This window comes from Kitasatospora sp. SolWspMP-SS2h, from assembly GCF_003259315.1.
Classification (GTDB): Bacteria; Actinomycetota; Actinomycetes; order Streptomycetales; family Streptomycetaceae; genus Kitasatospora; species Kitasatospora fiedleri.
This window is the reverse complement of the sequence record NZ_QLLT01000011.1, coordinates 26080-51278: the sequence shown is the minus strand read 5'-3', so window position 1 is coordinate 51278 and position 25199 is coordinate 26080. Positions and strand designations below refer to the sequence as shown.

27 protein-coding genes are annotated in these 25199 nt (G+C 75.1%); 16 read left to right on the top strand and 11 right to left on the bottom strand.

Translation table 11 applies throughout. From position 1 onward, the window contains the following. The first annotated feature begins 105 nt into the window (after positions 1-105). From K353_RS15290 to K353_RS15280, 3 genes are all read left to right on the top strand, one after another. Complete coding sequence (locus K353_RS15290) at positions 106-774, top strand: TetR/AcrR family transcriptional regulator (RefSeq protein ID WP_111554152.1); 669 nt, start codon at positions 106-108, stop codon at positions 772-774. 140 nt (positions 775-914) lie between these two features. Further along, on the top strand, positions 915-1142 hold the full coding sequence (locus K353_RS15285; protein WP_100836463.1) for a DUF3107 domain-containing protein: 228 nt from the start codon (positions 915-917) through the stop codon (positions 1140-1142). Between the two features lie 119 nt (positions 1143-1261). Next, on the top strand, positions 1262-1531 hold the full coding sequence (locus tag K353_RS15280) for a hypothetical protein (RefSeq protein ID WP_111554151.1): 270 nt from the start codon (positions 1262-1264) through the stop codon (positions 1529-1531). 21 nt (positions 1532-1552) lie between these two features. Here K353_RS15280 and K353_RS15275 read toward each other — a convergent pair whose 3' ends face one another. Next, the gene (locus K353_RS15275) at positions 1553-2278 is read right to left on the bottom strand and encodes a ferritin-like fold-containing protein (RefSeq protein ID WP_111554150.1); all 726 of its coding nucleotides are present in this window, start codon (positions 2276-2278) and stop codon (positions 1553-1555) included. A gap of 575 nt (positions 2279-2853) precedes the next feature. Between K353_RS15275 and K353_RS15270 the strand changes: the two genes are divergently transcribed. The 5 genes from K353_RS15270 (at position 2854) to K353_RS15255 (ending at position 9025) form a co-directional block, all read left to right on the top strand. Further along, complete coding sequence (locus tag K353_RS15270) at positions 2854-5664, top strand: DEAD/DEAH box helicase (RefSeq protein WP_111554149.1); 2811 nt, start codon at positions 2854-2856, stop codon at positions 5662-5664. Between the two features lie 175 nt (positions 5665-5839). After that, positions 5840-6682, top strand: a complete 843-nt coding sequence (locus tag K353_RS15265) for an alpha/beta fold hydrolase (RefSeq protein WP_111554148.1) — start codon at positions 5840-5842, stop codon at positions 6680-6682. A 439-nt stretch (positions 6683-7121) separates the two neighbouring features. Continuing rightward, positions 7122-7265: a hypothetical protein gene (locus K353_RS34870; RefSeq protein ID WP_199528104.1), complete on the top strand. Its 144-nt coding sequence runs from the start codon at positions 7122-7124 to the stop codon at positions 7263-7265. A 249-nt stretch (positions 7266-7514) separates the two neighbouring features. Beyond that, complete coding sequence (locus K353_RS15260; RefSeq protein ID WP_111554147.1) at positions 7515-8153, top strand: DUF6758 family protein; 639 nt, start codon at positions 7515-7517, stop codon at positions 8151-8153. A 23-nt stretch (positions 8154-8176) separates the two neighbouring features. Next, positions 8177-9025, top strand: a complete 849-nt coding sequence (locus K353_RS15255; protein ID WP_111554146.1) for a PHP domain-containing protein — start codon at positions 8177-8179, stop codon at positions 9023-9025. Positions 9026-9083: 58 nt separating this feature from the next. On the opposite strand, the gene K353_RS15250 is transcribed toward K353_RS15255, so the two are convergent. Then, positions 9084-9728 (bottom strand): suppressor of fused domain protein, encoded by a 645-nt coding sequence (locus tag K353_RS15250; RefSeq protein ID WP_233533599.1) that lies wholly within the window; start codon positions 9726-9728, stop codon positions 9084-9086. A 434-nt stretch (positions 9729-10162) separates the two neighbouring features. Here K353_RS15250 and K353_RS15245 point away from each other — a divergent pair, with 434 nt between their 5' ends. Continuing rightward, the gene (locus K353_RS15245) at positions 10163-11278 is read left to right on the top strand and encodes a magnesium and cobalt transport protein CorA (protein ID WP_111554145.1); all 1116 of its coding nucleotides are present in this window, start codon (positions 10163-10165) and stop codon (positions 11276-11278) included. A 25-nt stretch (positions 11279-11303) separates the two neighbouring features. Here the strand turns inward: K353_RS15245 and K353_RS15240 are convergent, their stop codons facing one another. After that, a complete protein-coding gene (locus K353_RS15240) occupies positions 11304-12224 on the bottom strand; it encodes a DMT family transporter (protein ID WP_111554144.1) in 921 nt (306 codons plus the stop codon). Between the two features lie 119 nt (positions 12225-12343). Between K353_RS15240 and K353_RS15235 the strand changes: the two genes are divergently transcribed. The 4 genes from K353_RS15235 (at position 12344) to K353_RS15220 (ending at position 16248) form a co-directional block, all read left to right on the top strand. Then, entirely contained in the window at positions 12344-12877 is a 534-nt protein-coding gene (locus K353_RS15235; protein ID WP_111554143.1) for a hypothetical protein, read from the top strand. Positions 12878-13056: 179 nt separating this feature from the next. Continuing rightward, positions 13057-14388, top strand: coding sequence for a magnesium transporter MgtE N-terminal domain-containing protein (locus tag K353_RS15230; protein WP_233533598.1), 1332 nt, complete (start codon positions 13057-13059; stop codon positions 14386-14388). Between the two features lie 76 nt (positions 14389-14464). After that, on the top strand, positions 14465-15031 hold the full coding sequence (locus tag K353_RS15225) for a DUF1003 domain-containing protein (RefSeq protein WP_199528116.1): 567 nt from the start codon (positions 14465-14467) through the stop codon (positions 15029-15031). 56 nt (positions 15032-15087) lie between these two features. Then, positions 15088-16248, top strand: coding sequence for an Mrp/NBP35 family ATP-binding protein (locus K353_RS15220; protein WP_111554142.1), 1161 nt, complete (start codon positions 15088-15090; stop codon positions 16246-16248). A 108-nt stretch (positions 16249-16356) separates the two neighbouring features. Here K353_RS15220 and K353_RS15215 read toward each other — a convergent pair whose 3' ends face one another. The 5 genes from K353_RS15215 to sigE form a co-directional block, all read right to left on the bottom strand. Next, positions 16357-17169: a protein phosphatase 2C domain-containing protein gene (locus K353_RS15215; protein ID WP_158585413.1), complete on the bottom strand. Its 813-nt coding sequence runs from the start codon at positions 17167-17169 to the stop codon at positions 16357-16359. Between the two features lie 245 nt (positions 17170-17414). Then, positions 17415-18062, bottom strand: a complete 648-nt coding sequence (locus K353_RS15210; RefSeq protein ID WP_111554140.1) for a hypothetical protein — start codon at positions 18060-18062, stop codon at positions 17415-17417. 224 nt (positions 18063-18286) lie between these two features. After that, positions 18287-18706, bottom strand: a complete 420-nt coding sequence (locus K353_RS15205; protein WP_111554139.1) for a sec-independent translocase — start codon at positions 18704-18706, stop codon at positions 18287-18289. 134 nt (positions 18707-18840) lie between these two features. Next, positions 18841-19710 carry an anti-sigma factor gene (locus K353_RS15200; RefSeq protein ID WP_111554138.1) on the bottom strand — a complete coding sequence of 290 codons (870 nt, stop codon included), beginning with the start codon at positions 19708-19710 and terminating at the stop codon, positions 18841-18843. Next, positions 19707-20414: an RNA polymerase sigma factor SigE gene (sigE, locus tag K353_RS15195; RefSeq protein WP_111554281.1), complete on the bottom strand. Its 708-nt coding sequence runs from the start codon at positions 20412-20414 to the stop codon at positions 19707-19709. Before sigE ends, K353_RS15200 begins: the two co-directional genes overlap by 4 nt. 247 nt (positions 20415-20661) lie before the next feature. On the opposite strand from sigE, the gene K353_RS15190 reads away from it, so the two are divergent. Then, complete coding sequence (locus tag K353_RS15190; RefSeq protein ID WP_370447604.1) at positions 20662-21336, top strand: O-methyltransferase; 675 nt, start codon at positions 20662-20664, stop codon at positions 21334-21336. 215 nt (positions 21337-21551) lie between these two features. Here the strand turns inward: K353_RS15190 and K353_RS15185 are convergent, their stop codons facing one another. After that, positions 21552-21719 (bottom strand): DUF3117 domain-containing protein, encoded by a 168-nt coding sequence (locus K353_RS15185; RefSeq protein ID WP_014137929.1) that lies wholly within the window; start codon positions 21717-21719, stop codon positions 21552-21554. Positions 21720-22009: 290 nt separating this feature from the next. On the opposite strand from K353_RS15185, the gene K353_RS15180 reads away from it, so the two are divergent. Beyond that, positions 22010-22810: an enoyl-CoA hydratase/isomerase family protein gene (locus K353_RS15180; RefSeq protein ID WP_111554137.1), complete on the top strand. Its 801-nt coding sequence runs from the start codon at positions 22010-22012 to the stop codon at positions 22808-22810. A 299-nt stretch (positions 22811-23109) separates the two neighbouring features. Here the strand turns inward: K353_RS15180 and K353_RS15175 are convergent, their stop codons facing one another. Then, the gene (locus K353_RS15175) at positions 23110-23679 is read right to left on the bottom strand and encodes a DNA-3-methyladenine glycosylase I (protein WP_111554136.1); all 570 of its coding nucleotides are present in this window, start codon (positions 23677-23679) and stop codon (positions 23110-23112) included. Continuing rightward, positions 23676-24200, bottom strand: a complete 525-nt coding sequence (locus K353_RS15170) for a DivIVA domain-containing protein (RefSeq protein ID WP_111554135.1) — start codon at positions 24198-24200, stop codon at positions 23676-23678. The genes K353_RS15175 and K353_RS15170 overlap by 4 nt, the downstream gene beginning before the upstream one ends. A gap of 183 nt (positions 24201-24383) precedes the next feature. Here K353_RS15170 and folP point away from each other — a divergent pair, with 183 nt between their 5' ends. Next, entirely contained in the window at positions 24384-25196 is an 813-nt protein-coding gene (gene folP, locus K353_RS15165; protein ID WP_199528114.1) for a dihydropteroate synthase, read from the top strand. The last annotated feature ends 3 nt before the right edge of the window (positions 25197-25199 follow it).

The window sequence follows — 25199 nt, the reverse complement described above, 5'->3', positions numbered from 1 at the left end:
TGCGCTTTACTCGGCTTCACCCGCGCACGCGCGGGTTACCGAAAAGTAGAATCAATCACCTGTCCAGTCCCACCGCGGACCGTGAAGTGAGAAGTGAGGAGCGCCGTGACGGCCATCCAAGAGGCGCAGGAGCGCCCGCGCGGTGCCCGCCTGCCGCGAAGCGCCCGCCGCGAACAACTGCTCGGAGCCGCCCAGGAGGTGTTCGTCGCCCAGGGCTACCACGCCGCCGCCATGGACGACATCGCCGAGCGGGCCGGCGTTAGCAAGCCGGTGCTCTACCAGCACTTCCCGGGCAAGCTGGAGCTCTACCTCGCGCTGCTCGACAAGCACTGCGACGCGCTGGTCGACGGCACCCGGGCCGCCCTGGAGGCGACCAACGACAACAAGCAGCGGGTCGCCGCCACCATGGAGGCGTACTTCCACTACGTCTCCAGCGAGTCCGGCGCGTTCCGGCTGGTCTTCGAGTCGGACCTGACCAACGACCCGGCGGTGCGCGAGCGGGTCGACCGGGCCACCGACCTGAGCGCGACCCTGGTCTCCAAGGTGATCGCCGAGGACACCGACCTGCCGGAGGCCGAGGCCAAGCTGCTCGCGGTCGGCGTCTGCGGCCTGGCCCAGATCACCGCCCGGTACTGGCTCACCCAGGACGGCGAGATCCCGCGCGGGGAGGCCGTCCGGCTGGTCGCCAGCCTGGCCTGGCGCGGCCTGAAGGGCTTCCCGATGCACCCCTCCCAGGAGGGTTCCCAGGACGGTTCGGCCGAGCAGTCCGACTGACCGCGGATTCGGCCCTGAGCGGACCGGCCCCCGACCTTCGCCCCCCGGCCGGGTCGCTGCCTTAAGGTGATGCCCGTAGGGCGCGCCCACCGCGAACCGCGGTCGGGGGCGCGCGGCCAGCTACCGGAGGGACGGAAGCCGTGGAGGTCAAGATCGGGGTGCAGAACGCGAACCGGGAGATCGTCCTGGAGAGCGCGCAATCTGCCGAAGAGGTCGCGGACGCGGTCGCCAAGGCCCTGGACGGCACCAGCAAGCTGTTCACCCTGCTCGACGAGCGCGGCCGCCGGGTGCTGGTGCCCTCCGAGCGGCTCGCGTACGTCGAGATCGGCGAGCCGTCCGTCCGCAAGGTCGGTTTCGGCACGCTCTGAGCCCGCGTCACGGCGCCCCGTCCCCCGCCCGGGGGACGGGGCGCCGTGCTGTGCGTACCGGCGGGCGGGGGCGGGTAGGCGGAGTGCTGCCGCAGCATCGAACGCCCCGGGAGGCAGCCGTGTGGGAGACGACCGCGTTCGCGCTGATCGGACTGGCCGTCGGTTTCGGCGCCCTCCTGGTCCGGCCCGAGCTGTTCCCGGGCCCGCGCGCGCTGCCCGTCGGCACCGCGCTGGTGGCCGCGCTGCTGGGCGGCCGGATCAGCGGCTACGTGATGGACGGGCAGCTGCCGCCGGTGCAGCTGCTGCTCTCCGCCACGGCGGCGGCGCTGCTGGTGTCACTGCCCGCCCGGCCGGACCTGCCGGCCGGCGGCCGGCACCGGCACGGCTGAGCGGCCGGGGGCGCCGCCCGCTCAGGAGGCCAGGCCCAGCGCCGCCATCCGCTTGGTGTGGGTCTCGGTGATCCGGTTGAACATCTTGCCGACCTCGACCAGGTCGAAGCCGCGCACCTCGGCCCCGCCGACCAGCAGGTTGGACAGCGCGTCGCGCTCGGCGACCACCCGCTGCGCCTGGCTGAGCGCCTCGCCCATCAGCCGCCGCCCCCACAGCGCCAGCCGCCCGCCGACCCGCGGGTCCTCGGCGATCGCCTGCCGCACCCGCTCGACCGCGAACTCGGCGTGCCCGGTGTCGGACATCACCCGCAGCACCAGGTCCCGGGTGTCGTCGTCGAGCCGGACGGCCACCTCGCGGTAGAAGTCGGTGGCGATCGCGTCGCCGACGTACGCCTTGACCAGGCCCTCCAGCCAGTCGGACGGGGCGGTCATCCGGTGGAAGTTCTCCAACGGCTCGACGAACGGCTCCATCACCGCGACCGGGTCGGCGCCGACCTCGGCCATCCGGTCGTGCAGCAGCTGGAAGTGCTGGTACTCGGCGGAGGCCATCCGGGCCAGCGCGGCCTTCTCGGTGATGCCGGGCGCGAACTTGGCGTCCTCGGCCAGCCGCCCGAAGGCGCTCAGCTCGCCGTACGCGAGGGCGCCGAGCAGGTCCAGCACGGCCGCCCGGTACTGCGGGTCGGCGGCCCGGGCCGCCCAGGGGCCGATCGAGTCGGTGGGGCCCTCACCGGGTTCCTGAGTCTCCATGCCGACGACCTTAGTGCTCCCGCCCGCCCGCCGGATCCGCCCGCCGGGCGCCCCGCCACCCGGGCGCGGCCGGTCGGAGTAGCCGCCGTCACGTGTTCGAGTCGTCGCTTGACTGTATGGTAGGTGGTGAGGCCAGGTGTAGACCGGCGCGGCCCGTCCGTCCAACGGCAGGCCGCTCCCAGTCGCGCCCGGCGGCGTCCCGCCGCCCGGTGCAGCACCCGGCGCTCACGTACGCGGATGCCCGGTCGGAGACCCGATCGGCTCCGACCTGGCCCGAGCCTCGGGCCCAGGCACCGCATCAGGCCGAGCGAGGGCCGCCGCGGATCGCGCCGACAGCGCGCCGCACGACCCGTCACCGGGACGCCCTCCCCCGCGCCGCCCGCCCGTCACGCCCCGCACGGGGCTGCCCGGGCACGGCAGGACGCGTCGGACTCGGCCCTCCACACGGAAGAGGCAGCACCCTGTCCACCACCACTGAACCCGTCAAGCAGACCTTCCGGGACCTCGGGATCCTCCCGGAGACCGCCGAGGCCCTGGAGGCCGTCGGCATCGTCCACCCCTTCCCGATCCAGGAGATGACCCTGCCGGTCGCGCTGAGCGGCCACGACGTCATCGGCCAGGCCAAGACCGGCACCGGCAAGACCCTCGGCTTCGGCCTCCCGCTGATCGAGCGGGTCGTGGTCGAGGCCGACGTCGCCGCCGGCCGGGCCACCGCCGAGCAGCTCTCCGACGGCCCGCAGGCACTCATCGTGGTGCCCACCCGCGAGCTGTGCACCCAGGTCACCAACGACCTCCAGACCGCCGGCAAGGTCCGCGGCGTCCGCGTCCTGGCCGTCTACGGCGGCCGCGCGTACGAGCCGCAGGTCGAGGCCCTGAAGAAGGGCGTCGACATCGTGGTCGGCACCCCCGGCCGCCTGCTCGACCTGGCCGGGCAGCGCAAGCTCGACCTGTCCAAGGTCCGCTCGCTGGTCCTGGACGAGGCCGACGAGATGCTCGACCTCGGCTTCCTGCCGGACGTCGAGAAGATCATCACCATGCTGCCCGCCAAGCGGCAGACCCTGCTCTTCTCGGCCACCATGCCCGGCCAGGTCATCTCGCTGGCCCGCCGGTACATGAGCCAGCCCACCCACATCCGGGCCGCCGCGCCGGACGACACCGGCACCACCGTCGCCAACATCGAGCAGCACATCTTCCGTGCGCACTCGCTCGACAAGGTCGAGATGGTCTCCCGGATCCTCCAGGCCGACGGCCGCGGCCTGGCGATGATCTTCTGCCGCACCAAGCGCACCGCCGCCGACGTCGCCGAGCAGCTCACCAAGCGCGGCTTCGCGGCCGGCGCGGTGCACGGCGACCTCGGCCAGGGCGCCCGCGAGCAGGCGCTGCGCGCCTTCCGCAACGGCAAGGTCGACGTCCTGGTCTGCACCGACGTCGCCGCCCGCGGCATCGACGTCGAGGGCGTCACGCACGTCATCAACTACCAGTGCACCGACGACGAGAAGACCTACCTGCACCGGATCGGCCGCACCGGCCGGGCCGGCGCCTCGGGCACCGCCGTCACCCTGGTCGACTGGGACGACATCCCGCGCTGGCAGCTCATCAACAAGGCGCTGGACCTGCCGTTCAACGACCCGGAGGAGACCTACTCCAGCTCGCCGCACCTGTACGAGCTGCTGCGCATCGCCCCCGGCACCAAGGGCGTCCTGCCGCGCTCCGAGCGCACCCGGGCCGGCCTGGCCGCCGAGGAGGTCGAGGACCTCGGCGAGACCGGCGGACGCGGCCAGCGCGGTCGCGGCGGACGGGACGCCAAGGACGGCCGGGACAGCCGCGACGCCCGGGACAGTCGGGACGTCCGGGGTGGACGGGGCGCCGCCCCCGAGACCCCGGCTCCCGCCGAGCGCCCGTCCCGCCGCAACCGCGAGCGCCGCCGCACCCGTGGCGGCAGCGGCGCGGTCGACACCGTCGGCGCCGTGGCCCCCGAGACCCAGGCCGTCGAGCAGCAGCCCGCCGCCACCGGCACCGGCCCCGCGGCCGCCCCGGTGGAGGGCCGCAGCTCGCGCCGCCGCAACCGCAACCGCCGGGGCGGCGCGTCCGCTGCCGCGTCCGCGGAGACCGTGGAAGCGGCGGGGGTGGCGGTGGAGACCGCCGAGGCCGCCGTCGAGGCGCCCGCCCGCGCCCCGCGCAAGCGCGCCCACCGGGCGGAGCCGGTGGCCGAGACCGCCGCCGTCGCCACGGCACCCGCCACCGCGACGCCTGCCGCTGCGGAGGCACCCGCCGCCGTCGAGGCACCGGCCGCCGCCGAGCCCGTGATCCGCTCCCGGAAGCCGCAGCAGCGGGCCGTCCGCAAGCCGATCACCTCCCTGGTGAGCTCCCCCGAGGAGTCGGCCACCGCCCCGGCCTCGCGCAAGCGGACCGCCAAGCGGGCCCCCGCCGAGACCCCGGTCGCGGCCCCGGCCGCCGTCGAGGTCCCGGTGGCGGCTCCGGTCGCCGTCGAGGCCCCGGCCACCGAGCTGGCAGCCGCCCCGGCCCCGCGCCGTCGGGCCGTGCGCAAGGCCACCACCACCATCGAGCCCCCGGCCCCCGCCGAGGCTCCGGCCGCCGTCGAGGCCCCCGCCGCCGAGGTGGCAGCCGCCCCGGCCCCGCGCCGCCGGGCCGTGCGCAAGGCCACCACCACCATCGAGCCCCAGGCCCCGGCCGAGGCCCCGGCCACCGAGGTGGCAGCCGCCCCGGCCCCGCGCCGTCGGGCCGTGCGCAAGGCCACCACCACCGCCGAGACCCCGGCCCCCGCCGAGGCTCCGGCCGCGGCTCCGGCCCCCGTCGAGGCCCCGGCCACCGAGGTGGCAGCCGCCCCGGCCCCGCGTCGCCGGGCCGTGCGCAAGGCCACCACCACCGCCGAGACCCCGGCCCCCGCCGAGGCTCCGGCCGCGGCTCCGGCCGCCGTCGAGGAGGCTCCGGCTCCGCGCAAGCGGGTGACCAAGAAGGCGGCTGCCGCCGCCGTCGAGGCCCCCGCCGCCGAGGAAGCCCCGGCTCCCCGGAAGCGGGCCGCCAAGAAGGCCGTCGCCGCCGTCACCGAGGAGACGGACACCCCGGCTCCGCGCAAGCGCACCACCAAGAAGGCGGCTGCCGCCGTCGAGGCGGTCCCTGCCGCCGAGGAGGCGCCGGCGCCGCGCAAGCGGGCCGTCAAGAAGGCCACGGCCGCCCCGGCCGAGGAGGCCGCCGCCCCGGCGCCGCGCAAGCGGGCCGTGAAGAAGGCCGTCGCCGCCGTCGAGGCGGTCCCCGCGGCCGAAGAGGCTCCGGCTCCCCGGAAGCGGACGGTCAAGAAGGCCACGGCCACCACCGCCGAGGAGATCCCGGCTCCGCGCCGGACCCGGAAGGCCGTCGAGAAGTAGTCGGGAAGCAACCGCACCACCCCGCAGGGGAGGATCGGCCGCACAGGTCGCCCCTCCCCTGCGGCGTTCCCGCGCCCGGCAGGTCTCCGTTCGCGCCCGTCGCCGTCCCGTCCCCGTCCCGCCGCCGTAGGCTGAGCCCTGTGTCGGATGAGCCGGAGATGAGGGGCCGCAGCGGATGAGTACGCCGCCGTTCTTGAAGTTGCCGTCGTGCGTGCGGGCGGTCCGGGTGGCGGGGTTGGCCGCGCTCTGGGGCGAGCCGGCGGGGTCGGTGCGGGGGACGGCGGTGCTGGTGCCGGGGTTCACCGGCAGCAAGGAGGACTTCATCGCGCTGCTGGAGCCGCTCGCGGAGGCGGGGTTCCGGACGGTCGCGGTGGACCAGCGGGGCCAGTACGAGTCCGGCGGCCCGGACGACCCGGCGGCGTACGCGGTCCGGGCCCTGGGGGCGGACGTGCGGGCGGTGACGGCCGGGCTGGGGGTGGAGGGGCCGGTGCACCTGCTGGGGCACTCGTTCGGGGGCCAGGTGGTCCGCGAGGCGGTGCTGGCGGCGCCGGAGGAGCTGCCCTGGGCGTCGTTGGCGCTGGTGTCGACCGGGCCGGGGGCGATCGACGCGGCGGAGGCGGCCCGGACCGGGCTGCTGCTGACGGCGCTGGACTCGATGGACCTGGAGTCGATCTGGCAGGTGATGCGGGAGATGGAGGGCGAGCGGGTGCCGCCGCTGGACCCGGAGATCGCGGACTTCCTGCACCGCCGCTGGCTGGCGAACCGCCCGCAGGCGCTGCGGGCGGCGGCGGCGCACCTGGTCGCGGCGCCGGACCGGGTGGACGAGCTGGCGGCGGTGGCGCTGCCGAAGCTGGTGCTGTCCGGCGAGCGGGACTACGCCTGGCCGGTCGAGGAGCAGTCGCGGATGGCGCGGCGGCTGGGCGCGGTGCGGCGGACGGTGGCCGGGGCGGGGCACTCCCCGAACGCGGAGCGGCCGGCCGAGACGGCGGCGGCGCTGGCCGCGTTCTGGTCCGCCTGAGCGGGGCCGTGGCGGCGGGGCGCTGAGCGGCCGGTTCTTCCGGCCGGTCCCGGGTCACGGGCGGGCCTCCTGACAGCCGCTCGGAAGTCGGCCCCGGTTTTCGCGCGACAAGAATCGTTAGCTCGGGTAATATTTGATTTTGTCCGGGATCAACACCCTCCGGCCGTCGCACCCTCCTCCGGCTGCCGAAACCACGGATTTACCGGCGGGCAACCGCCGGGAAGCAGCGTCGCGGCACGATGAGTCATCGGGGCACCACCGCCTCCCTCCAGTGCCGCAAGGGAAAGTGCCGCTGATCGAGTCCTGCTTGAGAGTGGGGGAGCGACGGGTGACCGCACCTGCCGGACGTCCGACCCAGCCAACGCCGACGAGCCACCGTCCGGTGGCCGACCGTCGGCCGAGTCCGCCTCGGAGCCCGAGGACGGGAAGGGAGAGGCCCATGCGTTTCGAGATCCTCCGCCTGGATCACGCGGGGACGGAGAGCGATCGGCTGATCGCCGACGCGGAGACCGTCTCCGAGTACCTGAAGGCCGCCGCGCAGACCGGCGAACGCCTGTACATCCGGCCGTGCAAGGCCGTGTGAGCGGACGCGGACCGACCTCCGAGTCGTCCGACGTTCCGATACCCGGCTGACGCCCCGTCACCGCAGGAGACCCCTGGGATGACGGGGCGTCAGTCCGTCCGGGGTCCGCGACCTGCGGGGGTTTGACGGCGCTCCGCCCGGGACATCACCTGAGCCGGACCCGGGCCGTCGCCGGGGGCGGCTCGTGACGCACTCCTTACGGGTGATCGTCCTTGACGCAGCTGTCCGGAGGGAGGACCGTTGTCGGTTATGAGGGGCGAGCCAAGCTGCCCGAGGTGCGCCGGTCGGGTCCGCGCCCCCGGTCTCTTCTCCGACACCTGGCAGTGCGATCTGCACGGTGCCGTGCACCCGATGCAGCCGGTGCTGCCCCCGAGCATCGAGGCGCTGAACGTCGCGGTGAACCGCTCGCAGGTGCCCGTCTGGCTGCCCTGGCCGCTGCCCGTGGGCTGGCTGTTCACCGGGATCGCGCACGCGGGGGACGACCTCTCGGGCGCCCGGGCCACCGCCGTCGCCTGCTCCGGCCCGGCGCCGCTCGGCGGGTTCGGCGAGCTGGTGCTGGTGGCCGAGGAGCCGGGCATCGGCCTGGGCGCCCGGTACGCCGGGCTGGACGGGCCGGACCCGGGCGATTCGGTGGGGCTGTACAAGCCGGCCGACGCCAAGCTGATGGCGGCGGGCCGCCCGACCCCGATGTTCCACGTCCCGGGCGCGCCGGACGACCGCGCGGTGTACGTCGGCGAGGCGCGCGGCCTGTGGCTGTGGGCGGTCGCCTGGCCCGAGCAGTCGGCGCTGCTGATGCACGACGAGCTGGTGCTGACCGACCTGCGCGACGCGGGCGCCGAACTGGGCCTGCTGCCCTGCGGGGCGCTCACCCCGCGCCTGCTGGGCTAGGCCCGCTCCCTATCCTGGGCGGCATGCGTATCGATCTGCACGCCCACAGCAATGCCTCGGACGGCACCGACTCCCCCGCCGAGCTGGTGGCCAACGCGGTGGCCGCCGGGCTGGACGTGGTGGCGCTGACCGACCACGACACGGTGGCCGGGTACGGGGCGGCGGCGGCCGCGGTGGCCGGGACGGGGCTGGTGCTGGTGCCGGGCGCGGAGCTGTCCTGCCAGGTGGACGGGATCAGCATGCACCTGCTGGCGTACCTGTTCGACCCGGCGGAGCCGGCCTTCGCGGCCGAGCGGGAGCTGGTGCGCACCGACCGGTTCCGGCGCGGGCGGGCGATCGTGGAGCGCTGCCGGGAGCTGGGCGCGCCGATCAGCTGGGAGCAGGTGGAGCGGATCGCGGGCGAGGGCTCGGTGGGCCGTCCGCACATCGCCTCGGCGCTGGTGGAGGCGGGCGTGGTGGCGGGCGTCTCGGACGCGTTCACACCCGAGTGGCTGGCCAACGGCGGGCGGGCGGACGTCCGTAAGCACGAGACCGACCCGGTGGCGGCGGTCCGGCTGGTGCGGGCGGCGGGCGGGGTGCCGGTGTTCGCGCACCCGGGGGCGGTCAAGCGCGGGCGGACGGTGTCGGACGCGGTGATCGCCGAGCTGGCGGCGGCCGGCCTGGGCGGCCTGGAGGTCGACCACGTCGACCACGACGAGCCGACCCGGGCCCGACTGCGCGCCCTGGCCGCCGAGTTGGGCCTCTTCACCACCGGCTCCAGCGACTACCACGGCACCCGCAAGACCGTCCGCCTGGGCGAGCACACCACCGACCCGGCCGCGTACGGGGAACTGCTCGCCCAGGCGACGGGGGCGGCCCCGATCACCGGCTGACCCCCGCCACCCGCCACCTGCCACCCGCCACCTGCCGCCCGTCGTCCGCCGGGGGCCGTCAGTCCAGCGGGACGCCACGGCGGTTCGGGTCGCGCAGGTCGGTGCCGTGCTTGAGCCAGCGGTCCTGGAGTGCTTCGGCGCCCTGGACGCGTTTGAAGGCGGCCTCGTTGGGGGTCATCGGCAGCAGCGGGAGGAAGCGCACCGGGTCGGCCGGGGCGGGGAGTTCGAGGTCCTCGACCAGGCCGCCGGGTTCGGCGGCCAGCACCGAGGTGAACGGGGCGCCGGTCCACAGCGGGGAGCCCAGGTCGAGCGAGCCGCCGGGGGCCACCACCAGGCCCTCGACCTGCGGGCTGGCGGCGAGGACCGCGAGCGCCCGGTGCGCCTCGTCGCGGCCGCCGCGCACGGTGAGCACCAGTTCGGCGCGCGGGCCGCGCACCGGGTCGGCGACGGGGGCGGTCGGGTCGGCCATCGGGGCGGCGGCCATGCCGAGCGTCGCGTACCGGACCAGGCCGTCCGGGTCGGGGCCGAACCGCAGCACCTCGATCCGGTCCGCGCCGACGAAGGTGACGGCGGCCCGGCCGGTGGGTTCGCCGAAGGTGCCGGTCAGCCGGGCCTCGACCAGGGTGAGGACGGTCTGCCGGGTCGGGCCGGCGTGGCCGTCCGGTTGCGAGAAGTCGCCGAAGTGCGGGAAGTCGTGCGCCATGCGGCGACCTTAGCGCGGGTGCGCCGTCCGGAACCTTGGCGCGACCTTTACCCGGGGGACGGCGAATGCCGGGCGCGGCTCCGGGAAGAGCTGTTAATGTGAGCGGTCGGCCTCGTGGACGTGAACCGGGGCCGCGAAGGCCCCCGCGCGGGCCCCGGCGTGGAGGAGGTGGTCACGGTGGACAGCAGTCGACCATGCAGTACCGGCAGCTCTCTCCGGCCCGCCCCGGCCCGCCGCCCACGCGGCTGACCAGGTACCCGCAGCGTCGCGCGCGGCCGAGAGAGCACCTTCCCCGGGCCTGATCCGACGAAACCCGCCCAGCGAACGGCTTTCTGACACTTCTTCAGCCCCGGCGTGTCCACCGGTGTTTTCCGCCGTCGCGTTCCCCCGGTACGTCCCGGGGCGCGCCGGTCCGGCCCTAGGGAGCCCGTGCCATGTCGATGATGCACAACCTGCGCGCCGCCGTCGTCCGTCCAGCCCGCCGCCGGGTCGGCGACTCGTTCGAGTCGAAGCCCGGCGACACCCCCTCCGCCGTGGTGGACTGCGCCGTCTACCACCAGGGCAAGCGGGCCACCGAGACGTGCAGCCCGCGCGAGGCCGCCCGGCAGGTGAAAGCCGCGCAGCAGATGGGCCCCGGCTCGTTCAGCTGGATCGGCCTGCACGAGCCGACCGAGGCCGAGTTCGAGGGCATCGCGCAGCGCTTCGGCCTGCACCCGCTGGCCGTGGAGGACGCGGTGCACGCGCACCAGCGCCCCAAGGTCGAGCGGTACGACGGCATGCTGTTCGCGGTGTTCAAGACCGTCCGCTACGTCGAGCACGAGCAGCTCACCCCGACCAGCGAGGTGGTCGAGACCGGCGAGCTGATGGTCTTCGCCGGCCAGGACTTCGTGATCACCGTCCGGCACGGCGCGCACTCCTCGCTGCGCAGCCTGCGGCACCGCCTGGAGGCCGACGACGAGGGCACCGGCCTGCTCGCCAAGGGCCCGGCGGCGGTGCTGCACGCCATCGCCGACCACGTGGTGGACAACTACCTGCTGGTCGCCGACCGGCTGCAGAACGACGTCGACGAGATCGAGTTCGACGTGTTCGCCAACAAGGGCGGGCGCGGCGCCGACGTCGGCCGGGTGTACCAGCTCAAGCGCGAGGTGCTGGAGTTCAAGCGCGCCGTCACCCCGCTGCTGCGGCCGATGCTCCAGCTCGCCGAGCCCACCGGGCGGCTGGTCGACCCGGACATGCAGAAGTACTTCCGGGACGTCGCCGACCACCTGGCCCGGGTCAGCGAGCAGGTGCACGGCTTCGACGAGCTGCTCAACTCGCTGCTCCAGGCCAACCTGGCGCAGGTCTCGGTCGCCCAGAACGAGGACATGCGCAAGATCACCGCCTGGGCCGCGATCTTCGCCGTCCCCACCATGATCACCGGTGTGTACGGGATGAACTTCGAGCACATGCCGGAGCTCAAGTCGACCTACGGCTACCCGACCGTGCTCGGCGCGATCGTGGTGATCTGCGTCGGCATGTACCGGGGCTTCCGCCGCAACGGCTGGCTGTGACGGCGGCGGGCGGCCGGGCGGGGCGTCAGCGGCGCTCCGCCCGGGCCACCAGCACCAGGCCCAGCAGGATCAGCCCCACCGCCGGGTAGGCGGCGACCGGCGGCCACTGACCCAGCCAGACCGCGGCGATCAGCGCCGCGCCCGGGGTCTCCAGCAGGATCGCCGTCGAGGTGATCGACGGGCCCAGGGTGCGCACCACCCGGTTGCTCAGCGAGTGGCCGAGCAGCTGCGCCGTCACCATCAGCAGGAAGATCTGCCACCACGCGCCGGCCGGCCAGCCGCCCAGCCGGGTGCCGGTCAGCAGGCAGGCCGCCAGCAGCGCGAGCGCGCAGGTCGCGTAGCAGACCAGGGTGTACGCGGTGGTCGAGACGGTCCGCCGCACCTCCGCGCCCAGCAGCAGGTATCCGGCCGCCGCCGCGCCCGCCGCCAGCGCCAGGCCGTCGCCCAGCAGGGCCCGGGCCGAGACCGTCAGGTCGACGCCGGTCAGCACCAGCACGCCCGCGAACGCCACGCCCGCGCCCAGCCAGACCAGCCGCGGCGCCCGCACCCCGGACAGCCGCATCAGCAGGATCGCCCACAGCGGGGTGGTGGTCACCAGGGCCGTGGACGACGCGACCGAGGTCATCCGCAGACTGGGCATCCAGAGCGCGAAGTGCAGTGCCAGCAGCACGCCCGCCGCCGTGGCCAGCAGCAGCGCCCGCCGCGGGATGCCGCGCAGCTCGGCCCGGTGCCGCCACAGCGCGTACGGGCCCAGCACCGCCACCGACATGCCGTTGCGCCAGAACGCGATGGCCAGCGCGGGCGCGGCCGTCGCGCTGATCAGCGGCGCGGAGAGCGAGATGCCCGCGATCGACACCGCCAGCAGCAGCAGGTCGGTGCGCGGCAGGTGCCCCCGCCCTCCCGGCGCCGGGGATGCGGCGGGGGCGGTGGTGCTGACGGCGGTCACGGCGCTCCTTCGGGCGACGGGGCGGACGGCCTCTACGGTAAGGGCTGTCCGGCGGTGACGGCACTGTCGTCCGGGGGATGGGACCGGCCGCCGCGGGCCCAGGCCGTACGCTGTGCGGCATGGAGCGTACGACGACCGCGAGCCCGACGGACTTCCTCGACCGGGCCCTGGTGGAGGAAGCCGCCAAGAAGTCCGGACTGCTCTGGGTACAGCCCGCCGGACAGTCGCACGCCCGCCCGCTCTGGCACGCCTGGCACGACGGCGCGGTCGTCGTGGTCGGCGACGGTTCCGAACAGCCCCTGCACGGACTCGCCGCCGTCACCTCCGCCGCGGTCACGCTGCGCAGCAAGGACAAGTGGGGCCGCCTGGTCGCCCTGACCGCCGCCGTCACCCGCCTCGACCCCGGCACCCCCGCCTGGGACGGCGCCGTCGAGGAGCTCAAGGGCAAGCGGCTGAACGCCCCCGACACCGACACCATCGGCGAGCGCTGGGCCCGCGAGTGCCACGTCCTGCGCCTCACCCCCGTCGACGCGCCGCTCGCCCCGCTCCCCGACGACGACCTCGCCGCCGCGCCGCTGCCCACCGCCGCGACCACCCGGCGGCCGGCCCCGGCGGGGCTGCCCAGGCTGCTCCTCAAGCGGCGCGGGCGCTGACGCCGCCCGGCCCCGCCGCCCGCCTCCTCCCGCCGCCCGCTCCTCCCGCCGCCCGCCTCTTCCTGCGGCCGCCCGCCGCCCGTCCGGTTTCGCTCCCTCCCGCTCGCGTCTGACGGCCTCCCCTCCCCCGCCCGGCTAGATTTGGGGGGTTGTGTCCGCTTCCCCGGAGGGAGTCTCGTATGGCGGGGCCTGGCAGCCGGGTGTTCATCTCCCACCTCTCCGGTGTCGCGGTGTTCGACCCGAACGGGGACCAGGTGGGACGGGTCCGGGACGTGGTGGTCTCGCTGCGGCTGGGCGGGCGGCCGCCCCGGGTGCTGGGGCTGGTGGTGGAGGTGATCGGGCGGCGGCGGATCTTCCTGCCGATGACCAGGGTGACCAGTTTGGAGTCGGGGCAGGTGCTCTCCACCGGACTGCTGAACATGCGCCGGTTCGAGCAGCGGCCGTCCGAGACGCTGGTGCTGGCCGAGCTGCTCGACCGCACCGTGACCAGGACCAAGACCACCGACGAGGTGACCGTCCTGGACGTGGCGATGGTGCAGACCCGGCTGCGCGAGTGGGAGATCGACAAGGTGTTCGTCCAGGCGGGCCGGCCGGCCGGACGGCTGCGGAAGGCGAAGGGCGAGCAGCTGCTGCTCGACTGGTCGGCCGTGACCGGCTTCTCGCTGACCGAGGAGGGCCAGGGCGCGGCCAACCTGCTGGCCACCTTCGAGCAGCTCCGCCCGGCCGACCTGGCGAACGTCATGCACCACCTGTCGGCCAAGCGCCGGGCCGAGGTGGCCGCCGCCCTCGACGACGACCGGCTGGCCGACGTCCTGGAGGAGCTGCCGGAGGACGACCAGGTGGAGATCATCGGCAAGCTCAAGGAGGAGCGCGCCGCCGACATCCTGGAGACCATGGACCCGGACGACGCCGCCGACCTGCTCTCCGAACTGCCCGAGGCGGACGCCGAGCGCCTGCTGCGGCTGATGGAGCCCGCCGAGGCGGAGGAGATGCGCCGGCTGCTCTCGTACGAGGAGGACACCGCGGGCGGGCTGATGACCACCGAGCCGATTGTGCTGGAACCGGACGCCTCGGTGGCCGAGGCACTGGCCCGGGTGCGGATCTCGGACACCAAGCCGGCGCTGGCCGCCCAGGTGTACGTGTGCCGCCCGCCGAACGAGACGCCGACCGGGACGTACCTGGGCACCGTGCACTTCCAGCGGCTGCTGCGCGAACCCCCGTACACGCTGGTCGGCTCGATGGTGGACGACGACCTGGACCCGCTGCCGCCGAACACCCCGCTGCCGCTGATCACCTCCTACCTGGCCACGTACAACCTGGTGGCGGCGCCGGTGGTCGACGAGGAGGACCGGCTGCTGGGCGCCGTCACGGTGGACGACGTGCTGGACCACCTGCTGCCGGAGGACTGGCGCGAGGGCACGGCGCACGGCATCGACGCGGCGCGCGGCACCGGCACCGGCACCGACGCTGGCACCGACACGGAGACGAGCGGGGTGCACGGTGGACGCTGACCGCAAGCGCCAGGGCGACAGCACCTCGGGCCAGCGGATCCAGGGCGAGCTGCGCGAACTGCGCCAGCTGCGCGAGCTGCGGGCCCGCGAGCAGCGCGGCCGCCGCGAGGAGCGGCCCTCGGCGGGCGGCGGGCCGCGCTCCCGGCTCGACCAGCCGCGCACCGGCCGGCCCGGGCTGATCCGGCTGCCGGCCTGGGACCCGGAGGCGTTCGGCAAGCTCTCCGAGCGGATCGCGCGCTTCCTGGGCACCGGGCGGTTCATCGTCTGGATGACGGTGGTGATCATCGCCTGGGTGGTGTGGAACACCCTGCTCCCGGTGTCCGTCCGCTTCGACGACTACCCGTTCATCTTCCTCACCCTGATGCTCTCCCTCCAGGCCTCGTACGCGGCCCCGCTGATCCTGCTCGCGCAGAACCGGCAGGACGACCGCGACCGGGTCAACATGGAGCAGGACCGGGCCCGCAGCGACCGGAACATCGCCGACACCGAGTACCTGACCCGCGAGGTCGCGGCGCTGCGCCAGGGCCTGGGCGAGGTCGCCACGCGCGCCTTCATCAGCTCCGAACTGGGCGGCATCCGCTCCGAACTGCAGGCGCTGCTCAAGGAGGTCGACGAGCGCCGGGAGTCCGCCGACACGCTGTGACCGGCGGCACGCTACCGACGAGTCGGGGGCCGGGCGCCGCGCCGTACCATCAACACATGGCCAACGAGACAGAGGTGGCGACCGGGGTGACGGAGCAGTCCGTCCGGGAAGCCCTGGCGAGCGTCCACGACCCGGAGATCAACCGCCCGATCACCGAGATCGGCATGGTGAAGTCCGTCGAGGTCGGCGACGGCGGCGCGGTGAAGGTCGCGGTGTACCTCACCGTCTCCGGCTGTCCGATGCGCGAGACGATCACCCAGCGGGTCACCGACGCGGTCTCCGCGGTGCCGGGGGTCTCCTCGGTCGCCGTCGAGCTCGACGTGATGAGCGAGGAGCAGCGCCGCGAGCTCTCCCAGCTGCTGCGCGGCGGCGCCCCGGAGCGGGAGATCCCGTTCGCCAAGCCCGGCACCCTGACCCGGGTCTACGCGGTGGCCTCCGGCAAGGGCGGCGTCGGCAAGTCCTCGGTGACGGTCAACCTGGCGGCGGCGCTGGCCGCGGACGGGCTGAAGGTCGCCGTGGTGGACGCCGACATCTACGGCCACAGCGTGCCCCGGATGCTGGGCGTCGAGGGCCGGCCGACCCAGGTCCAGGACATGATCATGCCACCGTCGGCGAACGGCGTGAAGGTCATCTCGATCGGCATGTTCACCCCGGGCAACGCCCCCGTGGTGTGGCGCGGCCCGATGCTGCACCGCGCCCTCCAGCAGTTCCTCGCCGACGTCTACTGGGGCGACCTCGACGTCCTCCTGCTCGACCTGCCCCCCGGCACCGGCGACATCGCCATCTCGGTCGCCCAGCTCGTCCCGAACGCCGAGATCCTGATCGTCACCACCCCCCAGATGGCCGCCGCCGAGGTCGCCGAACGGGCCGGCACCATCGCCCTCCAGACCCACCAGAAGATCGTCGGCGTCATCGAGAACATGTCCGGCATGCCCTGCCCGCACTGCGACGAGATGATCGACGTCTTCGGCACCGGCGGCGGCCAGACCGTCGCCGACGCCCTCACCCGCACCGTCGGCGCCACCGTCCCCGTCCTCGGCTCCATCCCCATCGACGTCCGCCTCCGCGAGGGCGGCGACGACGGCCGCCCGGTCGTCCTCACCAACCCCGACTCCCCCGCCGGCTCCGCCCTCCGCACCATCGCCGGCAAACTCTCCGGCCGCCAGCGCGGCCTCTCGGGCCTCTCGCTGGGGCTGACCCCGAAGAACAAGTTCTGACGGTCGGGTTCTCCGGCCCGTCGCGCCACCGCCGACCACTGCCCCGACCGCCGGGGAGTGGTCGGCGGTCGTCGTTGTCGGGCGGTGCGTCGGTGCGGATGGTGGGGGCTAAGGGCGGAGGAGGGCGGCGGTGGCGTCGTCGTGGGTCTTGGTGCGGGGCCAGCGGGTGTGGTGGGGGTCGGTGTGTTCGAGGGTGCGGGTGTGGTCGATCAGGGACTGGGGGCCGGTGTCCTGGAGGAGGGTGAGGAGGGCGGGCCAGTCGGTGGTGGCGAAGTCGTCGACGGGGCGGGCGGCGCCGTCGGTGAGGAGGGCGGCGGAGCGGAGGTCGGGCCAGGGGGCGGTGCCGGTGAGGGCGTGGTGGGCGGCGGCGGGGTCGGGGCCGGCCACCCAGTAGCCGTCGGGGGTGTTCATGGCCTGGCGCTGGGCGTCGGCGAGGAGGGTGCGGCGGTCGGCGGCGGGGAGGCCGTCCAGGCGGTGGGCGAGGTCGCGGAGTTGACGGTCGGTCACCTCGCCGACGCGGTGGTCGGAGACGGCGCGCAGGCCGTCGGGGAGGTCAACCAGGACGGTGGAGTCGGCGAGGACGAGCCACTGCGCGCGGTCCTCGGTGCGGCGCAGCAGGGCGACGGCGGCGGTGGGTGTCATGGGGTGGGCGAGGTCGCAGGCGGGGCCGTGGCGCCGGGCGGTGGCGGCGAGCGCGTCGGCCAGGCAGTCCGCCAGGGGCCGGGTGCCGTCCAGGGCGCGGTGGAGCAGTTCGGTGCCGAGGGTGCGGACGAACCAGGGCACGCCGTGCGCGCAGCCGGTCGCGGTGCCGTCGGGGAGGCCCGCGCCGTCGAGGACCAGGACGGTGTCGGGGCCGGCCAGGACGAGGTCCTCGTTCGGTCGGCCGGGGTGGCCGGGGGCGGTGGCGAAGGATATCTGCACGGTGGGGCTCCGGAACCGGTCGGGCGGGCGGGGGCCGTCCACAGGGTGTGGACGAGCGGCGGGGACGGGCTGCCCGGCGGCGGCGCTGCCGGTGCCGGGCGGCCGGGGTGCTCGCCACCCGGTCCGGCAGCCGCCGCGGCTGGATCGCGGTGCTCGTCGTCACACTGCCGCTCCCGGGAGCCACCGGGCGGCGGTGCCGGACCCGGTGCCGGCCCCGGGTCCGGAGTACGGGGCCGGCCGGGGGCCTACTTGCCGTCGTACGTCCCCAGGTCGGCGACGGCGGTGAAGCCGACGCCGTACGCGGACACCGAGCGGCCGTAGGCGCCGATCAGCACGCCGGGGGCCTCGCCGGCCAGGACCCAGCCGTGTTCGGACTCGCGGTAGCGGAAGGGCTGCGGGAGGCCGTTGACCGGGAGGGTGAGCGAGGACCAGGCGGGGCCGTCGAGGTCGTCGGCCAGGTCCCAGGCGAGGGCGGACTGCTGGTCGAGCCAGTTCTGCCGCAGGGTGCGGTCGAGGTTGCCGGGCCAGGTGGCGGTGAGCAGGCCGGAGCCGGCCAGCCAGGCGGCGGAGGAGGCGGAGGTGGCCTCCAGGGTGCCGGTGTTGTCGGCGCTGCGGCGGACCTCGCGGCGGGCGACGGTGACGACCACCGCGAAGCGGCGGGTGTCGCGCGGTTCGGGGCCGCGGGCGGGCTCGTCGCCGTGGCCGAGGGTGCCGTAGTCGGGGGTGCCCGGCTCGGCGCCGCGCTGGCCGGTGCCGACCTGGCCGAGCCAGCGGCGGCCGGTCCAGCCCTCGTCCAGGCCGTACCAGGGGAAGTCGGCGGCGCGGTAGCCGGCCAGCGGGTCGATGGCGCGGCGGGCGGCGGCGATGCTCCCCGTACGGTGCGTGACGTCCACTGCGGGCCTCCTCAGCTGTGCTCTCCGGGCGCTCTATGGTCGCGCACCCGGGCCCTTCCGGGCGGAAGGACCGGGCCGGACACGGCCAGGCGTGACGGAACCCACAGGTCCGCCGTCCGGGAGGGGCAGTGGACACGATAGCGGCGCGGACGGCGATGCCCCGTCCTACCGGGGCGGGACGGGGCGTCGGAAGGGCCGGAGGGGGCGGCCGGGCGCGGGCGGCGTCAGGTCGCGTCGGGGTCGAACGGGGGGCGCTCCCCGACCGCCAGGGCCGGGCCGGCGCCGGCGGTGGCGCTCTTGGCGAAGTCGACCGAGGCGGTGGGCGTCGGGACGGGGTCGCCGTTCAGCGCGGACTTGAGGTCGACGCTGTCCTTGAGGTCCTTGAGGCCCAGCGGGTCGTCGCCGTCGCCGAGCAACTGCTTGCGGACGAAGGTCTTCGGGTTGAGGTCCTCGAAGTCGAAGTTCTGGAACTCCGGCCCGAGTTCGCTCCGGATGTCCTCCTTCGCGCTGTCCGCGAAGGAGCGGACCTTGCGGATGAAGCCCATCGTGTCCTGGATCAGCTTGGGGAGCTTGTCCGGGCCGAAGATCACGATGGCCATGACGATGACCGTCACGACCTCCAGTCCGCCTATGTCTCCGAACACCTGAACTCCCAGCACCCGACATCGCTGAATCACAAGGGTAAACGCGGGCGGCCGTTCCCCCGGCCCCCGGCGGATGAAACCGTGGTAAAGACCACCCGGGTGACCGGCGTCGACGGCGTGCCGGTGAAGGCAGGCTAGCGCAGGAGTTGCCTCGGGTCACCGGTGGGCGCGGGCGTGCTGAGCTGGTAGCGGGCGCGCAGCGGGTACTCCTGCACGTCCACCGGCTGCTGGGCGTTGACCGGGACGACCGCCCCGCCGACCGGGGTGACGCTGGTGGGCTGGCGGCCGGGGCTCTGGCCGGCGGTGACGCTGCCGACCCCGCCGAGGGTGACGGCGGCGACCGAAAACGCCCCGGCGGCGGCGAACACCAGCCGGCGGCCGCGGGCGGCCGGGCGGGAGACCGGGAGTTCGCCGAGTCCGGCGGCCAGCGGACGCAGGTCGGCGTCCGGCTCGCGGCCCGGCAGGGCGGACGGGCGGGTGCCGAACAGGCCGGCCCGCGGGTCGATGCCGGGTATCGGGGCGTCCGCGCCGAGCGCGCCGCCGCCGAAGCCCGCGCCGCGGCCGAAGGAGCCGCCGGTGAGCCGGCTGCCGCCGAACACGCCGCCGGAGCCGCCGGAGCCGCCGGTCGGCCCGTCCGGACCGGCCTGGTCCTCGGGCAGCGCGGCGACGGCCATCAGCCGGGCCATCAGGGCGGCCGACGGGCCGGGCGTGCCGGCTTCGCTCAGCGCGCGCTTGACCGACCGGGCCTGCTCGGCCTCGGCCAGGCAGTCCGGGCAGGTCGCCAGGTGGGCCTGGACCCGCTCGCGGGCGTCGTGGCCCAGCTCGCCGTCCAGGTAGCCGGACAGCCGCTCGCCCAGGTGGTGCTCCTCGGCGGCCGGTTCGACCGGGCGGACCGCCGGCGGGCGCGGCTCGGGGCCGGGCGGGGCCGGCTGCTCGGCGCGGCGCAGCGGCGCCCAGCGCGGGCGGCCGGTGGCGTCCGCGCGCTCGGGGGCGCGATCGCTCATGACCCCCTCCGGTCGCTGACGGCCTGCTCGGCGCCGACCGGCACGGGCTCGGCGGAGCCGCCCCGGCGCGAACGGCCCGCGGCGGCGTTCGGCGCCCGGTGCTTGAGGGCCGCCCGCAGGTGCGAGCGGCCGCGGTGGATCCGGCTGCGGACGGTGCCGAGCTTCACCCCGAGGGTGGCGGCGATCTCCTCGTAGGAGAGGCCCTCGATGTCGCAGAGCACCACGGCGGCGCGGAACTCCGGGGCGAGGGTGTCCAGCGCCTGCTGGACGTCCGCGTCGAAGTGGGTGTCGCTGAAGTGCTGGGCGGGGCTGGGCTCGCGGCTGGCCAGGCGCTCCGCCGCGTCCTCGCCGAGGGCGTCGAAGCGGATCCGCTGGCGGCGGCGCACCATGTCCAGGAACAGGTTGGTGGTGATCCGGTGCAGCCAGCCCTCGAAGGTGCCGGGGGTGTAGGTGGAGAGCGAGCGGAAGACCCGGACGAAGACTTCCTGGGTGAGGTCCTCGGCGTCGTGCTGGTTGCCCGTCAGCCGGTACGCCAGGCGGTAGACCCGGGCGCTGTGCGCCTCGACGATCTCCTCCCAGCTGGGCGGCGTCCAGCTCTGCGCGTCGGGCCCCTCCGCGAAGGACGCGAGCGTGCCGGCGGCCCCGGCCACCGTGTCGTCGGCTGCGGTCGACTTGTCCAGGGGGGAGTGCACAGACTGGTTCATCACGGGCTTCGGCGTGCGGATCGACGTGAGGCCGCGGTAGTGCCGCTGCACAGGGACGTCGCCCTCGGCCACACCTCCTCGGTCGGCTCTTCTGCCCAGCAGAGCCACCACCATATCCACCTCACCCGTCAAGCCCGGATAAGAGCCGTCGAACAGCGACCGCCCCGGGCGGTCGGGCCGCCCGTAGCAGTCCAACGGCCAGCCGTCGAACGCGGTTCCCGGGCGGCCAGTAGTCTGTCGCTGGAATTTGTCGACTTGGGTCGGCACCGGCGCTCCGGAAGAGGCAGCCATCACCGAGTTCGGGCCCCAGCGAGCGGCCCTCGCCGACACCTACGTCGGCGAGGACGCGGTGCTGACCTACGCCCGGGCCCAGTCGGCCCGCACCGGCATACGCGCGATCGGCCCCAGCGGCGGCGCCGCGCTCCGGCTGCTCGCCGCCGCCCTCGACGCCAAGGCGGTGGTCGAGGTCGGCACCGGCACCGGCGTCTCCGGCGTCTACCTGCTGCGCGGCATGCGCGCGGACGGGGTGCTCACCACCGTCGACTCCGAACCGGTGCGCCAGCAGTACGCCCGCGAGGCGTACCGGGCCGCCGGGTTCGCCGGCAACCGGGTCCGCTGCATCCCCGGCCGGGCCCGGGACGTGCTGCCCCGGCTCGCCGACGGCCAGTACGACCTGGTCTTCTGCGACGGCGACCCGGCCGACTCCCGGCTGCACCTGACCGAGGCGGTGCGGCTGCTGCGGCCGCGCGGCGTGGTCTGCTTCGAGGGCGTCTTCCAGGAGGGCCGGCTGGCCGAGCCCGAACTCGACGACCCGCAGACCCGGGCCGTGCGCGACCTGGTCGCCGACATCCGGGAGAGCGAGATCCTGCTGCCCGCCCTGCTCCCGGTCTCCGACGGGCTGCTCTGCGCCGTCAAGCGCTGACCGGACCGGGACGGCCGTACCGCACCGCCCGGGGCGGGGCGCGAGAGGGGCGTACCGCACCGCCCGGGGCGGGGCCCGAGAGGGGCGTACCGCGCCGGTCCGGGGCGGCGGGGCCCGGGGCGATGCGGAACGGGCCCGGCCCCCCGCAGCGGGGGGCCGGGCCCGTCGAGCACCTCGCCGATCGCCCGGGGAGATGCGGGGTCACCACCTGCAGATCAGCCGCAGGCCTTCTTGAGGGCCTCGCCCAGAGCGTCCGCCTCGTCGGGCGTCAGCTCCACCACCAGGCGCCCGCCTCCTTCGAGCGGAACTCGCATGATGATGCCCCGCCCCTCTTTGGTGACCTCCAGCGGGCCGTCACCCGTCCGCGGCTTCATGGCCGCCATGCTCGTTCCCCTTCCTGCAACCGTTCAGGTACGCACCGGACAGTCCGTCCACCGCCGGTATCGAACGCATTGATCGGAAGCCATTATCCCGCATGCGACGGCTGGATGACCAACATCACTCTCTGCGTCAAACTTCGCCAACCAGCCGAAAGGCCCCGATCACCTGCCGAAAGCCGCATCCCCGCGCAGTCCGACACGCCCGCCGGGGGTGCGCCACCTCACACTCCCCCGCCCGCCCGCGCTCCGGCATGCTGGCCCACGACAGCCACCGCGACCCGGGAGCCCTCACCATGTCCGACACCGTGCGCTACGAGCGCGACGGCGCCCTCGCCGTCCTCACCATCGACCGCGCCGCCGCCATGAACGCCCTCGACGTCCCCACCAAGGTCGCCCTCCGGGACGCCGTCACCACCGCCGCGGCCGACCCCGGGGTCCGGGCCGTGCTGCTCACCGGCGCCGGCGACAAGGCGTTCTGCGTCGGCCAGGACCTCAAGGAGCACGTCGGACTGCTCCAGCGCCAGCGCGAGACCGGCGAGGGCGCGCTGCGCACCGTCGCCGAGCACTACAACCCGCTGGTCCGGGCCCTGGCCTGGATGCGCAAGCCCACCGTCGCCGCGGTCAACGGCATCGCCGCCGGCGCCGGGGCCTCGCTCGCCTTCGCCTGCGACTTCCGGCTGCTCGCCGACACCGCGGGCTTCAACACCTCCTTCGCCGGTGTCGCCCTCACCGCCGACTCCGGCGCCTCCTGGACCCTCCCCCGGCTGGTCGGCCACGCCCGGGCCACCGAGCTGCTGATGCTGCCGCGCACCGTCCGCGCCGAGGAGGCGCTCACCCTCGGCCTCGCCACCCGCGTCCTGCCCGCCGCCGAACTCGCCGCCGCCGCACACGAGTTCGCCCTCACCCTGGCCAACGGCCCGACGGTCGCCTACGGCGCGATCAAGGCGTCCCTGGCCTACGGCGCCTCCCACTCCCTGGACGAGCTGCTCGACAAGGAGGACGAACTCCAGACCCTCGCGGGCGAGAGCGAGGACCACCGCATCGCCGTCGACGCCTTCCTCGCCAAGGAGAAGCCCGCCTTCGTCGGCCGCTGACCGCCCCCGCGGGGCCCCGCGGCACCAGGAGAGCAGCCCCCGCGCGTCCCCCGCGCCCCGCCGGCCAGGGGGTGCGGGGAACCGCGCGAAGGGGAACGACGCCCTTGGTGAGATCCGCTCGCGACGGGCCGGGGCCGCCCGGGCGGCTCAAGCGCTCCACCCCCCCACCCGGCGGAGCCGGAAACCCACACCCTCCAACCCACCACGGGCGCGGGGAACCGCACGAAGGGGAACGACGCCCTCGGCGAGAACCGCTCGCGGCGGGCCGGGGCCGCCCGGGCGGTTCCGGGGTGGAGGTGCTAGCGGGCGTGGCAGTCCGCGAGGTGGTCGTTGACCAGGCCGCACGCCTGCATCAGCGCGTACGCGGTGGTCGGGCCCACGAAGCGGAAGCCGGCCCGTTTGAGGGCCTTCGCCAGTGCCGTGGACTCCGGCGTCACGGCCGGTACGTCGGCCAGGGTCGGCGGGGCGGGGCGGTCGCCGTCCGGGGCGTGGCTCCAGATCAGGGCGTCGAGTTCGCCGTCGGCCAGCGTCCGGACGGCCTGCGCGTTGGCGATGGTGGCGAGGATCTTGGCCCGGTTGCGGATGATCCCGGTGTCGGCCAGCAGCCGTTCGACGTCCGCGTCGCCGAACTCGGCGACCGCCGCGGGGTCGAAGCCGCGGAAGGCCGTCCGGAAGCCCTCCCGGCGGCGCAGGATGGTGATCCAGGACAGCCCGGACTGGAACGCCTCCAGCGAGATCCGTTCGAACAGGGCCAGGTCGCCGTGGACCGGACGGCCCCATTCGGTGTCGTGGTAGGCCCGGTAGTCCTCGGCCGAGTCGCCCCAGCCGCAGCGCCGCAGCCCGTCGGCTCCGAGGACCGCACCCGTCACGCCCGGTCGCCCTTGCGCTCGGCGGCGGCGGTGGCGGCGCCCTTGTCCGCGACCACCCCGGCGCCCCGCTCGTCGGGCTCGCCGGTCTCGCCGGTCTGGGCGGCCTCGGTCGGCTCGCCGACCGCCGGGCCCTGCGGCTCCTTCTCCAGGACGGTGGTGAACGCCTCCAGCCCCGGCAGCGGCTCCCCGGCCGCACCCGCCGCACCCGCCGCGCCCTCGGCCGCCGCCACCGAGCCGCGGACCACGCCGACGGCCTCCAGTTCGGCGATCCGGGCGTCCCGGAGGGCGAGTTCCGCGCCGAGGCGGTCGAGCACGTCGTCGACCTCGTCCATCCGGTAGCCGCGCAGCGCCATCGGGAGGCGGAGCTCGTCGACGTCGGTGCGGCTGAGCGCACGGTCCTGCGGGAGGCGCACCGTGAGCCGGTCGTGCTCGGCCTCCGGCAGCGTTCCGCCGCCGCCCAGCGCCACCACTGCGGCGCCGCCGACCACCAGGGCCATCGCGATCACGATCACCACGAACACGAGCTGTCCTCCGTCAGTTCCCGGCAGTTCCCGGTCGGCTTCGGCCCGCCCGCGAGGGCTACGGTGGGATCATGGTCCCGGTACAGGCCGGGGCCCATCATTGCACCCGGGAGCGCTGAGGAGGAGACACCGGTGGCACTACGCCTCGGCACACGGGAGTTCGGCCCGGACGAGCTGGTCGTCATGGCGATCGTGAACCGCACCCCGGACTCGTTCTTCGACCGGGGGGCGACCTTCGCCGACGAGGCGGCCTTCGCGGCCGCGGACCGGGCGGTGGCCGAGGGCGCCGCGATCCTGGACATCGGCGGGGTGAAGGCCGGTCCGGGCGAGGAGGTCACCGTGGAGGAGGAGTTGCGCCGCACGGTGCCGTTCGTGGCGGAGCTGCGCAAGCGCCACCCGGACGCGGTGATCAGCGTGGACACCTGGCGGCACGAGGTCGGCGAGGCGGTCTGCGAGGCCGGCGCGGACCTGCTGAACGACGCCTGGGGCGGCTTCGACCCGAAGCTCGCCGAGGTCGCGGCCCGGTACGGCGCGGGCCTGGTGTGCACGCACGCGGGCGGTGCCGAGCCGCGCACCCGCCCGCACCGGGTGGGGTACGAGGACGTGATGGCGGACATCCTGGCGGTGACCGTCGGCCTGGCCGAGCGGGCGCTCGAACTGGGCGTGCGCCGCGACGGGTTGATCATCGACCCGGGCCACGACTTCGGGAAGAACACCCGGCACTCGCTGGAGGCGACCCGCCGCCTGCCGGAGATGACCGCGACCGGCTTCCCGGTGCTGGTCTCGCTCTCGAACAAGGACTTCGTCGGCGAGACCCTGGACAGGCCGGTGGACGAGCGCCTGCTCGGCACGCTGGCCACCACGGCGGTCTCGGCCTGGCTGGGCGCGCGGGTCTACCGGGTGCACCAGGTCGCCGAGACCCGGCAGGTGCTGGACATGGTGGCCTCGATCCGCGGCACCCGCCCCCCGGCGGTGGCCCGCCGGGGGCTGGCCTGACGG